We start from the raw sequence: 12,395 nt of genomic DNA on the forward strand, positions 1-12,395 counted from the left end.
CTGCCACTTTGTCAAGCTTATCCTGTGAATGCGGGGCTGGCTGGGGAACGACGAAGGGGTGGCGGTGGGGGACGGGATGGGTTGACAACAGAGGAGGGTGCTCGGTGAGAGAGGGGATGTTTGACAGCAGAGGAAGTGGTCAGGGAGAGGGCTTGCGCTGTCGAGGGCTGCCCGGCCGGAGGGCGACGGGCAGCCGTTCTGGTAGATGGCTACTTCCGGGGGGCCACGGTTTCGGGGAACTCCGGTTTGTCGGCTGCGGCAGGGTCTGCTTCGCCGGGCAGCTTGCCGGCTTTGCAGGACGGGTGCGTCATCCTCTGCAGCACCCTTTTCAGCATTTCCGAGTGTTCCACGTCGATCTTCATCATGGCGTCCAGCAGCTTGGCCATGTCGGGATCCTCACAGACGATGATGGAGTTGCAGTGATATTGGCTGAGATAGGTCTCCAGCCTGATCCCCACCTCCAAGGTCTCGACAGCGGTGAGCTTTGCTTTGCCGATGCGCGCAAAGAGGTCATCCAGTTGCTGGAGGACGAACTTGACCTTGTCGAGGTCGGCCCTGATGGCAGTTATCCCTTCCTTCACCCGGGCGAGCATGTTGAACTGCAGGGCGTGGTGCTCTTCCTCCAGCGCGGTTTTCTTCCAGAGCGCCTCAAGTTCCGGGGTGTCGGCGGTAATCTTGGCGAAGTGCTTGTAGACTTCCGCGCACTTGGTCTCGATCAGAGCACACTGGTCCAGCATGAACATATCTTCCATCGACAAAGCTGCTGCGTTGTTGCGTTTAGTTCCCTTCGACGACATCTGTGCTTCTCCTGGACGGTTGCGGATGCTGCAGAGTAAGCTGTTACGGGAAGGCATTTGCCATCCGGCTCTTCTGCTCAGTTATTAGGCTTTGCTTATACATAACGCTGGTGACTTTACCCGCTAGCCCTTTATACTCAAATGCCGCGCGCTCTGCAATTTCTTTATCGATCAGCACCCTCTCCGGGGAAGGGAAGGAACAGTCGGTGCCGTTGCCATGAGTGGCGGGACTGATATATTTTCCCTCATGGTGCGCTTATCCCTTCTCATACTGATCCTGGTGCTTCCCCTCACACTGCACGCGGCGCCGACACAGGTCGCCGTGCTCTCGGTACGCGGTCCGATCAATCCGGCGACCGCCGATTACCTGCAGCGCAATATCGAGGCGGCAGGCGCGCGGGGCGACCGGATGGTGCTGGTGGAGATGGACACCCCGGGCGGCCTGGACACCGCCATGCGTCAGACGGTGCAGGCCCTGTTCGCCAGCGCGGTCCCGGTGGTGGTCTACGTGACCCCCTCCGGGGCGCGCGCCGCTTCGGCCGGGGCGGTCATCGCGCTGGCTGCCGACCTCTGCGCCATGGCGCCGGGTACCAATATCGGCGCCGCTCACCCGGTGAGCCTGGGGCAGCAGCCGGACAAGGTGATGGCCGAGAAGGTGCTTAACGATGCCGAGGCCTACCTGGAAGGGATCGCCGTCAAGCGGGGGCGCAACGCCGACCTTGCCAGGCAGATGGTCCGGCAAAGCATCTCGCTCCGCGCCGACAAGGCGGTGGCGGAAGGGGTGGTGGACCTCCTGGCGGACGACCGGCAGGCGCTGCTTGCCAAGCTGGAGGGGCGGCACCTGGTGAGGGGCGGTAAGGAGACGGTGCTGCACCTCTCCGGCGCCCGGCTCATAAGCTACCCGATGGGAAGCAGGGATCGCATTTTGAACGCCATCAGCAACCCGGACCTCGCCTACCTGCTCATGCTGGCGGGGATATTCGGCATCTTCTTCGAACTCGCCAACCCGGGCGTGATCCTGCCGGGGGTGATCGGCGGCATCTCGCTCATCCTCGCCTTCTTCGCCTTCCAGACGCTGCCGGTCAACTACGCCGGCGCCCTGTTGATCCTGCTCGCCATCATCCTGTTCATCGCGGAGGTCAAGATCGTCTCGCACGGCATCCTGGCGGTGGGGGGCTGCGTCGCCATGGTGCTTGGCTCGCTGCTCCTGTTCCCTTCCAAAGAGCCCTACCTGCGCCTGTCCTGGTGGATGATCGGCGGCACCGTGCTGGCCACCCTCGTCTTCTTCCTGGTGGTGGTCGCCAAGGTGATCGAGGCCCACCGCCAGAAGCCGCTGACCGGCGTAGAGGCCATGTTGGGGGCGGTGGGGACTGCCGAGACCGATATCACCCCTGAGGGAAAGGTGCTGCTGCACGGCGAAACCTGGCAGGCCAGAAGCAGCGAGCCGATCGGCAAGGGAGAGAAGGTGGAGGTGACCGGGGTGGAAGGGCTGTGCGTGTCGGTCCGGAAGCAGGGGGTGAAACCGGGCCCGGTAAAGGGGTGAGCTCAATCCGTGTCGCTGAACTTCACCATGGTTCCCTGCTTGGCGCCGTAGCGGAAGATGGTGATCCCTTTGACACCCTTCTCGTAGGCGGACAGGAAGGTCCTGGCCACCTCCTCCCGGGTCGCGCCGGTGGGGAGGTTGACGGTCTTGGAAACCGCGTTGTCGGTGAACTCCTGGAAGGCGGCCTGCATGTCCACGTGGGCCTCAGCCGGTATTTCCAGCGCCGTCCTGAACAGCCTTCTCACATCGTCCGGAATGTCCTCCAACCCGTTCAGGCTCCCCTGTCTGATCACGTCCTTCATCAGGAGGTCGGAATAGAAGCCGCGGTCCACGGCGATGTCGACGAACAGCCGGTTCAGCTCGGTCAGTTCGGTGTCCAGCACCAGCCGCCGGTACGCTATGGCGAAGATCGGTTCGATGCCGCTCGAGCAATCGGCGATGGTGGAGAGGGTGCCGGTCGGCGCGATGGTCGTGGTGGTGGCGTTGCGGACGCGCGGCATGCCGGGGGCGTCGTAGATGGAGCCGGTGAAGTTCGGGAAGACCCCGCGCTGGGCGGCAAGCTCCGCCGAGGCCTCCCGGGAGCTGTCGGTGATGAACTTCATCACCTTGCGCGCGAGTTCGAAGGAGGCGGGATGGTCGTAGGGGAGGCCGAGCAGGATCAAGAGGTCTGCCCATCCCATCACCCCAAGACCTATCTTGCGGTTTCCCTTGTGCATCTTTTCCACGGCCGGTAGCGGGTAGCAGTTGGCGTCGATGATGTCGTCGAGGAAACGGACGGCGATCTTGATGTCGTTCTTCAGCCTCGGGAAGCTCAGGTCGCCGCGCTCCACGTACTTGGACAGGTTGAGCGAGCCGAGCACGCACGCCTCGTAGGGAAGGAGCGGCTGTTCACCGCAGGGGTTGGTGCTTTCGAAGCTCCCCAACTGCGGGGTCGGGTTCGCCCGGTTGATCCGGTCGATGAAGACGAGGCCCGGATCGCCGGTCTGCCAGGCGCTCGCCACGATCTCGTCGAAGACCTTGCGGGCCTTCAGCGTGCTGACCACCTTGCCGGAGTGCGGGTTGATAACGGGGTACTCGCGGTCGGCGCGTAGCGCTTCCATGAAATCGTCGGTGACGGCCACCGAGATGTTGAAGTTGGCGAGCTCGTGCAGGCCGCGCTTGACCTTGATGAACTCCAGGATGTCCGGGTGATCGATGCGCAGGATCCCCATGTTGGCGCCCCGCCGCGCGCCCCCCTGCTTGATGACGTCGGTGGCGGTGTTGTAGATCTTCATGAAGGAGACCGGCCCGCTGGCCAGGCCTCCGGTCGAGCGCACCACGTCGGCCTTGGGGCGCAGTCGGGAGAAGGAGAAGCCGGTGCCGCCTCCGCTTTGCAGGATGAGGGCCGCGTTGGTCAGGCTTTCGAAGATCCCCCGCATCGAATCCTCCACCGGCAGCACGAAGCAGGCTGCCAGCTGTCCCGACGGCTTGCCGGCGTTCATCAGGGTGGGGGAGTTGGGAAGGAACCTAAGCGAGCTCATCAGCTCGTAGAAGCGCTCTTCCCAGAGGGTGACGGTGCCGCCGTAGAGCCTTTCGACGGACGCGACGGCGGAGGCTATCCGGCGGAACATCTCCTCGGGCGATTCGATCAGCTCTCCGTTCTCGTCCTTCAGGAGGTAACGGGCGGTAAGCACTTTGAGGGCGTTTGCTGAAAGGTCCATGGCCTAAGTATACGACAAACCATTATAAATCTCACCAGGCATGACCGGAAGGCGTGGAGTCTCGCCGCTCCCTCTCTTCGACTCCCCCCTCGCCCCTGCAGGGGAGAGGGGCGGGGGTGAGGGCGGGGGAGGGTTTACAGTTGCACAAGCGGAGTCACAGCCATGAACGTCGTACCGGCTCCAGGATGGGATGAACTGCGAGAACGCCTCCTGGCGCTGCGCGGGACGGCGGTCTTCGTGGGAAGGAGCGATTCGGGGAAGTCGACGCTGGTCCGTTACCTGCTGGGGGAGGTGGCTGCAGCCGGAATTCCGGTCGCCTTGGTCGATGGCGACCTCGGTCAATCCTTCCTCGGGCTGCCTGGTTCGGTCAGCAGCCGGACCTTCCATGCGGCGCCGGGCCATCTCGACCTTCGCTGGGACGAACTCTCCTTCCTGGGGGCGGTCTCGCCGGTGCGCGTCCTGTCGCTGCTGGCCGCCGAGACCGCCCGCTTCGCGCTACGCACCCGCCAGGAGGCTGCCGTCACCCTGGTCGATACCACCGGGCTGGTGGATGGCCCCCTGGGACGGGCGCTCAAGCTGGCCAAGCTCCGGGCGGTGGACCCTCAGTTGGTGGTGGCCGTGAACGCCGGAGACGAACTGGAGCCGATCCTGGGGGCGCTTCCCGAGGAGCGCGTCGTGCGTGTGGCTCCCTCTCCATTGGTCAAGCGTCGTTCCGCCCAGGTCCGCTTCCGCTATCGCCATGCGAGATTGGCCGCCTATTTCCACGGTAGCCGGGAGAAGCTTCTGGTAACCCGGCGGCTGGTGTTCATCCACCACGGTAAGCCGGTGCATCCTCTCTTCGACCCGCCGGAGCCGGGAACGGTGGTAGGGCTCAACCACCAGGGGGAGACCCGCGGGCTGGGGGTGGTCAGCGAAGCGGATACCGATTCACTGGTGGTGCTGACGCCGCTTTCCTCTCTGCGGGGCATCGACAGGGTGGTGCTGGGGGATTTCTCGTTCTCGCCCTAGCGCCTCCTCTCGAAGCGGGGGGACGCTGGCACGGGCGGCTAAGAAGCATCCATGATTGTGGCCGAGTTCCCCCTCCCTAGCCCTCCCCCTTCGGGAGAGGGGACTTTCGGAGTGGAGATGAGTTGAACGGGGAGAGATGAGTTGAACGGGTAGGGCGGGCTTGAACGGGTTGGTCCGGAGGGGGGAGTTCTTACCTGACAAAAGGAGCATCTCATGCGCGCGGCAAAAAGAAGCGATCGCGGACTGGTGCGGGAGAACAACGAGGACTTCGTACTGGCGGATCAGGTCACCGGTCTCTTCCTGCTGGCTGATGGCATGGGGGGCGGCCCGGCGGGAGAGGTCGCCAGCGAACTGGCCGTTAGCGCGGCGCGCGGGCTGCTGGCCGGACAGCGTCTGGTCGAGAGTCCAGAGGACGTGCCCCGCCTGCTGGCGGAGGGACTCGCCGCGGCTCACTCGGCGGTCGCCAAGGCGGCGCTCGCGGACCCCGCGCTGGAAGGGATGGGCACCACCCTCGATTTGCTGCTGGTGCGCGGCCTGGTCGCTTCCCTCTGCCACGTCGGCGACAGCAGGATGTACCTGTTCCGTCGAGGAGAACTGCGGCCGCTCACTACCGATGACAACTACGCGGCGGTGCTGGCAGAGGTGAAAAAGGTGCCTGTCGAGCAGATCCCCCCTGCCTACCGGCACATCCTGACCCAGGTGGTGGGACTGTCGGAGGAGCTGGTGCCGGAAATCCGGCAGATCGAGCTGAAGCCGGGGGACCTGCTGCTGATGTGCAGCGATGGGCTGACCGGCGCACTCAATGACGTCGAGATCGAGGCGATCATGGGGAGAACCTGGCGGGAGCTTGACGATCTCGCGGACGCCCTGGTGGCGGCGGCCAATGAGAAGAGTGGTGCAGACAACGTCTCGGTGGTGATCGTGGAACCGGTGCCGGCGGTCGCCTCCGGCACGCTCCCTGCGGCTAAGATCTAGAACCCATCCTCATCCTGTCCTTCTCCTCGAAGGAGAAGGGACCTTCGGCGGGAGTCCTTCCATTGACGGGGGGAGATTTTCTTTCCTTTAAGACGTAAAAAAAGGGGACTGGCACCTTGCGGAGCCCGTCCCCTTGGTGGGGCGATCTTCCTATCAGGTCCCCCCCTTGATAAAGGGGGGACAGGGGGGATTTGCTTTCGATGGTGCTTTCTATCCCTAAATCCGGCAGGGTGGGGTTTAGGAGGCGGAAAAGGAGGGGGCACTCTCGGCGCTGGCGTGATCCTCCGGCGTGGCCTCCTGCCGGGGCTTCTCCTTCTTCTGCTGGTACCGGATACCGGCCATTTCCTTTTCCAGCAGGCCCACCTGGCGGGTCAAGCTGGTCACCGCACCGTTCATCACCCGGGTGGTGTCGAGGTTCGCCTTGGAGGACTGCTGGATGTCTTCCATCGCCCTGACGATCAGCTTGCTGCTGGCCGCCTCGTCCTCGCAGGCCCGACGTACGTCGCCGATGGTGGCGGTGATCTCCTCGGTGGCTCTCACGATATGGTTGCTCGATTCGCTCTGGGCACGGGTGGAGATGCGTACCTGGCCGGACAGGTCCTTCATGAGCTGGACGGCCGAGACGATCTGCTCGCTGCCGCGCCCCTGCTCGCGGGTCGCCTTGGCGATCTGGCGTACCATGTCGGCCACCCGCTGCATGGCGATGCTCATGTTCTGGCTCAGCCGTGACTGTGCCTCGGTGAACTGGGCGATTTCGGTGACCTGATCGGTCGCCTGCTGTACCCCTCCCACGATCTTCTGCAGGACCTCCCCCGAACGCTGGGTAAGCCGCTCTCCTTCCACGATCCGCTGCTCGGAAAGCTTGATGGCGGCCACCACCCGCTGGGTCTCTTCCTGGACCCCCTTGGTGATCTCGGCGATCTCCTGGGTGGAGCTGCTGGTGCGCCGCGCCAGTTCCTTGATCTCCTCGGCCACTACGGCGAATCCCTTGCCGTGCTCCCCGGCCTGGGCGGCGATGATGGAGGCGTTCAGCGCTAGAAGCTTGGTCTGCTCGGCGACCTCGTCGATCACCCCCAGGATCTTGCCGATGTCGATCGCCCGCACGGACAGGTTCTCGATCGCCTCCACGGTCGAGCTGGAGGAGCGGCGTATCTCGTTGATACCGGCGATGGTGGCCTTGAAGGCCTCCCGGCCCTCCTCGGCGTCATGGCGCACGGTCTGGGAGATGTTGGCGGTCTTCAGGGCATTCTCGCCGACCTGCTTGATGGAAACGTCCAGTTCCCCCACCAGCGAGGAGGCGTTGATCGATTCGTGCATGAGGCTGTCGGCGCTCTCCCCGATCTGCTTCTCGGCCGCGGTCATCTCGATGATGGAGGCGCTCACCTCCTCCACCGCTGCGGAGAGGGCCTCCACGTGCTGGCTGACCTCTTCGATGCTGGCCGACATCTCAAGGATGGAGGAGGCGTTGTCGGTGGCGGAGCTGGAGAGCCCCTCCACCCAGCGGGCGATCTGCAGTACCGAGGCGTTGATCTCCTGGACCGCATCCGATGCGGAGTTGACCCCGTCGCGCTGCAGTTCTGCCGCGGCTACCCCGGTTTTGGCCACCCCGTTGATGTCGGTGGCGATCTGCTTCAGTTCGGCGATGGTGACGTTGACCTTGCCGACCACGCCGGAGAGCCGCTCCATCATGGTGTTGAAGTTGTCGTTCAGGCTTCCGAACTCGTCCTGGAAGGTCTTCTCCAGCCGGGTGGTGAGGTCGCCGTCCGCGCCGCGGTCCAGCGCCGCCGCCAGCACTTTCACCCGCTTGGCCAGCTGCCTGGCGGCCAGCACCAGGAAGACGGTTGTCACCGCCACGCCGTTCATGACCAGGATGAAGAGGGCGAAGTAGGCGTAGGGGCGCCAGGGCGCCTCCGGGGCGGCGGAAAGGATGGTGAAGACGGCGTAGACCCCTGCCAGCGACATCAGCAGGGTGGTCAGCAGGGAGACCCGGATGAAGTTGTAACCGAGACGCAGTTTTGCCATGTTGGTTCTCTCTAGTCGTTATGAGTGAGGCGGGGTACTTCCAGGGTCGGATATTACGCAAAAAATGTCGTTGGCACAACTGAAATCATCCGTGATACCTGTACTTTATCTCTGCGCTATATTTGCCGGCCGATCAAAGCTGGCGCTGGCTGGGAGGCGCGGGATCCCCTTGATTAATTGCCGGGGCTGCCGATGAGCAGAGCATCACGCAGCGAGCGTTCACAGAAGGGGTGTAATCATGCAAGCATTCAACGATTTGAAGGTTGGGACCAAGCTGTTAGCAGCATTCCTCTCGGTTGCCTTAATCGCCGGGGCCATCGGCCTGGTCGGTATCACCAGGATTCGCAAGCTCGCCGCCGAGGACACCCGGCTCTACCAGCAGTACACCGCGCCGCTGGCGGACCTGGGTGCCATGTCGGTCGCCTTCCAGCGCACCCGCATCAACATGAGGGATGCGGTGGAGGCGCAGGATCCCGCCCTGCGCCGCGGCTTCATCGATTCTGTCCGCTCCTTGCGGCAGATGGTGGGCGAGCGGGCGGACTCCTTCGCCACCTCGCTCACGAGCGATGACTCACGCACCATCTTCAACGAATTCAAGGAGGCCAGGAGTACCTACATAAAGCTCTCCGACCAGGTCCTCAAGCTAAGCGAGAACGGGCAGCAGGCGGAGGCGGTGGCCCTCATGCAGGGTGACGCGAAAAAGGCGGCCCTGCACGAGCAGGAGCTGCTCAACAAGCTGACCGAGCTCAAAGAGGGGCACGCCAAGCAGATGGCCGAGGGGAACGCCCGGACGGCGAGTGCGGCCACCGTCGCCATGACGGCGCTGGTGGCACTGGGCATGGTGCTGGCGGTGGGGCTCGGTCTGCTGATCGCCAGGTTCATCACCACCCCTCTCTCCCGGGCGGTGGAGGCCGCCAACCGGCTGGCGGAAGGGGATCTGAGCGTGGATATCACGGTGAACTCGCGGGACGAGAGCGGGCAGGTGCTGCACGCCATGCGCAACATGGTGAAGAGCCTGAAGGAGCTGGTGGCGCAGACCGTGCAGATCTCCACCGGCATCGCCTCGGCCTCCAGCCAGCTGCACGCCACCTCCACCCAGATCGCCACCGGGGCGGAGGAGGTCGCCTCCCAGAGCGGCACGGTAGCCACCGCCAGCGAGGAGATGTCCGCCACCAGCTCGGACATCGCCCGCAACTGCGTGCTGGCCGCCGAGGTCTCCGGCAGGTCGACCGCCACCGCCCAGGCCGGCGCCCGGGTGGTCAAGGAGACCATCACCGGCATGGAGGCGATCGCCGGCCGGGTGCGGGAGACCGCCAAGACGGTGGAGGCGCTGGGTGAGCGCTCCGAGGAGATCGGCAAGATCGTGGGGACCATCGAGGACATCGCCGACCAGACCAACCTCTTGGCCCTCAACGCCGCCATCGAGGCGGCCAGGGCGGGCGAGCAGGGGCGGGGCTTCGCGGTGGTGGCCGACGAGGTGAGGGCGCTGGCCGAGCGGACCTCCAAGGCGACCCGGGAGATCGGCGCCATGATCAAGGCGATCCAGGGGGAGACCCGGGAGGCGGTGCAGGCCATGGAAGAGGGGGTGCGCGAGGTGGAAAAGGGTGCCTTCTCGTCGCGCAAGTCGGGCGACGCGCTGGAGGAAATCCTCGGGGGGATCAACGAGCTCGCCCTGCAGGTGGGACAGATAGCGACCGCCGCGGAGCAGCAGACCGCCACCACCAGCGAGGTGACCACCAACATCCAGCAGATCACCGAGGTGGTTCAGCAGACCGCGATGGGGGCGGACGAGACGGCAGGGGCCGCCGCGCAGCTGGCGCGGCAGGCGAGCGAACTGCAGAGCCTGGTGGGCCGCTTCAAGCTGGCCTGACGGCTGAGGGTGGTACCAAGAGGGAATGGAAAGAGGGGTGTTCGTGCGGATGAGCGGGCAGAGACGGCGTGGCCGTCTCTGCCCGACCGGCTTTGTGCCGGGGTTAGGGTGAGTGCCGCGGCACCGGCAGGCACCCCTCCTCTTCCAGCGCCTGCAGGTAGGCCGCGCGCAGGTCGAGGAAGGCCTGGGTCAGGCGGTCGATCAGGGCCTTGTGGCTGCACCCCACCAGCTCGAGCAGGCCGTTCTCCTTGTTGGAGATGAAGCGCTCGATCTGGGCGTAGCGCCGGTTGACCTCCACGTGATGGTGCCCCATGGCGCGGTTGACGAGGCTCAAGGTGGCGTCGGTCACGAAGACGTCGATGTGGTAGATGGCCGATACCGTGGGGCGGTCCTTCAGCCGGAAGACCACGCGGATCTCGGGGTAGGGGAACTCGATACCGGGCAGATGATCGGGACCCAGGAAGTGGGAGGCAGCTACTGGCAGCACTTCGAGGCCGCAATCTAGCAGGATGGAATCGATGTTGACATTGGTGAAGGGGGGAAGTTTCTGTGCTGCGCGAGCAAACTGCTCGCCATGTTCCAGATAGAGTGCAAGCTGCATATGCCCACCTATTAGATCCAGTCAGTTCTGCCATCGTGAGGATGGACCAAATTTACCAGAGGTTCCTAAAAACACAAGCAGTTTTCTGCCAGCAAATCCCTCTCTGATCCTGTTTCCCACCCACTGCGGAGATCTCTTGCAACGTCTGTTGACTTTGACGTTGATAGTATGCCAACATCTCCTCTTCCAGTTGCTTCACTCAATTCCAATTATACAGGTATTTGCCCGGTGCGCCTTATTGCCGCGCTCCCCAGGGGAGCACTCCTCTCATATCAGCGAAGCGCGCGACCTCTGCTGAGGCGCCTCTGGCCGCTGACGGCCCTCGCCCTCCTCATCCTGGTCCCGCTCTGCTCGCCCGCCGCCCGCGCGGAGGAGAGCGGCAAGGAGGTCGTGGTGGTGGGGGGGGACTCCAACTATCCCCCCTATGAGTTCCTCGACAAAAGCGGCCAGCCCGCCGGCTTCAACGTGGAGCTGACCCAGGCCATTGCCGAGGTGATGGGGCTGCACGTGGAGATCAAGCTCGGGCCCTGGGACAGCATGCGCCGGGCCCTCGCGCACGGCGAGGTCGACATCGTGCAGGGGATGGCGCTCTCCAAGGAGCGGACCCGCGAGGTGGACTTCTCCACCCCGCACGCCATCTTGTACCAGTCGATCTGGGTGCGCCGGGACGACCGGCGGATCCGCTCGCTGAAGGACCTGCACGGCAAGGAAGTCATCGTGATGCGCAACAGCATCATGGAGGAGTTCATGCGGAGCTTCGATCTCTCCGCGAAGCTCGTGCTGGTCGACAGCCTCGCCGACGCGCTGAAGCTTTTGAACTCCGGCAAGCACGACTGCGCGCTGGTCTCCAAGTTGACCGGCAAGTACCTGGAGAACGAGCTGGGGCTGAAGAGGATCGTGCCGGTGGCGGAGCCGATCCTGACCCAGGAGTACGGGTTCGCCGTCAGGAAGGGGAACACCGAGCTGCTCGCCAAGTTCAACGAGGGACTGGCCGTCCTGAAGCGCTCCGGTCAGTACGAGCAGATCCGCAGCAAATGGCTCGGTGTGCTGGAAGCGCCGGTGCTTACCTGGCGGCGGGTGGCACGTTACGTGGCCCTGGTCGCAGTGCCGCTCCTGGTGATCCTGGGGGCGATCCTGCTCTGGTCGCGGACCCTGCAGAAGCAGGTGGCCCAGCGGACCCGCGAGCTTGCCCGCGAGGTCTCCGAAAAACAGCGGGCGCTGGAGGAGTTGCGGCGGCACCAGGACCAGCTGGTGCAGGCGGACAAGATGGCCTCGCTCGGCATCCTGGTGGCCGGGGTCGCCCACGAGATCAACAACCCCAACGCCCTCATCCTGTTGAACCTGCCGCTTTTCGAGGAGGCCTACCGCCGGTCGCTCCCCATCCTGGACGCCTACCGCGCCGAGCACGGCGATTTCAGCCTCGGCAGGCACAGCTACGGACGGCTGCGCGACGAGTTGCCGCTCATGCTGACCGAGACCCAGGAGGCCGCGAAGAGGATCAAGCGGATCGTCTCCGATCTGAAGGACTTCGCCAAGCAGGGGAGCGGGGAGCTGAACGAGTCCCTGGACGTGAACAAGGTGGTGCAGGCCGCCGTCAGACTGGTGGAGAAGTCGGTGGTGAAGAGCGGCCATGAACTGAGCGCCAGTTACGCGGAAGGGTTGCCTCCGGTCCAGGGGAACGGCCAGCGGGTCGAGCAGGTGGTGGTCAACCTGGTGCTGAACGCCCTGCAGGCGCTGGAAGGGAAGGGGAAACGGGTTTTCATAGCCACCTGGGCGGAGAACGGGCGGGTGATCTGCAGCGTGCGCGACGAAGGGAAGGGGATCGCCCCCGAGCACATGGTGCGCCTCACCGATCCCTTCTTTACCACCAAGCGCGAGG

At 64.4% G+C, this 12,395-nt stretch carries 9 protein-coding genes; 5 read left to right on the forward strand and 4 right to left on the reverse strand.

Going from position 1 to position 12,395, the window contains the following annotated elements; all coding sequences use genetic code 11:
- Positions 1-209: 209 nt before the first annotated feature.
- Entirely contained in the window at positions 210-752 is a 543-nt protein-coding gene (locus tag VJ604_RS00360; protein WP_324079398.1) for a hypothetical protein, read from the reverse strand.
- A gap of 292 nt (positions 753-1,044) precedes the next feature.
- Between VJ604_RS00360 and VJ604_RS00365 the strand changes: the two genes are divergently transcribed.
- Entirely contained in the window at positions 1,045-2,340 is a 1,296-nt protein-coding gene (locus tag VJ604_RS00365; protein ID WP_324079399.1) for an NfeD family protein, read from the forward strand.
- 2 nt (positions 2,341-2,342) lie between these two features.
- On the opposite strand, the gene VJ604_RS00370 is transcribed toward VJ604_RS00365, so the two are convergent.
- A complete protein-coding gene (locus VJ604_RS00370; protein ID WP_324079400.1) occupies positions 2,343-4,040 on the reverse strand; it encodes an adenosylcobalamin-dependent ribonucleoside-diphosphate reductase in 1,698 nt (565 codons plus the stop codon).
- Positions 4,041-4,202: 162 nt separating this feature from the next.
- Here VJ604_RS00370 and VJ604_RS00375 point away from each other — a divergent pair, with 162 nt between their 5' ends.
- Positions 4,203-5,048, forward strand: a complete 846-nt coding sequence (locus tag VJ604_RS00375; RefSeq protein ID WP_324079401.1) for a Clp1/GlmU family protein — start codon at positions 4,203-4,205, stop codon at positions 5,046-5,048.
- Between the two features lie 213 nt (positions 5,049-5,261).
- Entirely contained in the window at positions 5,262-6,023 is a 762-nt protein-coding gene (locus tag VJ604_RS00380) for a PP2C family protein-serine/threonine phosphatase (RefSeq protein ID WP_324079402.1), read from the forward strand.
- A gap of 237 nt (positions 6,024-6,260) precedes the next feature.
- On the opposite strand, the gene VJ604_RS00385 is transcribed toward VJ604_RS00380, so the two are convergent.
- Complete coding sequence (locus VJ604_RS00385) at positions 6,261-8,045, reverse strand: methyl-accepting chemotaxis protein (protein WP_324079403.1); 1,785 nt, start codon at positions 8,043-8,045, stop codon at positions 6,261-6,263.
- A 238-nt stretch (positions 8,046-8,283) separates the two neighbouring features.
- Between VJ604_RS00385 and VJ604_RS00390 the strand changes: the two genes are divergently transcribed.
- Complete coding sequence (locus VJ604_RS00390) at positions 8,284-9,915, forward strand: methyl-accepting chemotaxis protein (protein ID WP_324079404.1); 1,632 nt, start codon at positions 8,284-8,286, stop codon at positions 9,913-9,915.
- A 103-nt stretch (positions 9,916-10,018) separates the two neighbouring features.
- Here the strand turns inward: VJ604_RS00390 and VJ604_RS00395 are convergent, their stop codons facing one another.
- Positions 10,019-10,516 (reverse strand): hypothetical protein, encoded by a 498-nt coding sequence (locus VJ604_RS00395; protein WP_324079405.1) that lies wholly within the window; start codon positions 10,514-10,516, stop codon positions 10,019-10,021.
- Positions 10,517-10,744: 228 nt separating this feature from the next.
- Here VJ604_RS00395 and VJ604_RS00400 point away from each other — a divergent pair.
- A partial coding sequence (locus tag VJ604_RS00400; protein WP_324079406.1) for a transporter substrate-binding domain-containing protein occupies positions 10,745-12,395 on the forward strand: 1,651 nt, incomplete at its 3' end.

Origin of the sequence: Geomonas sp. (assembly GCF_035254065.1) — a bacterium.
Taxonomy (GTDB): domain Bacteria; phylum Desulfobacterota; class Desulfuromonadia; order Geobacterales; family Geobacteraceae; genus Geomonas.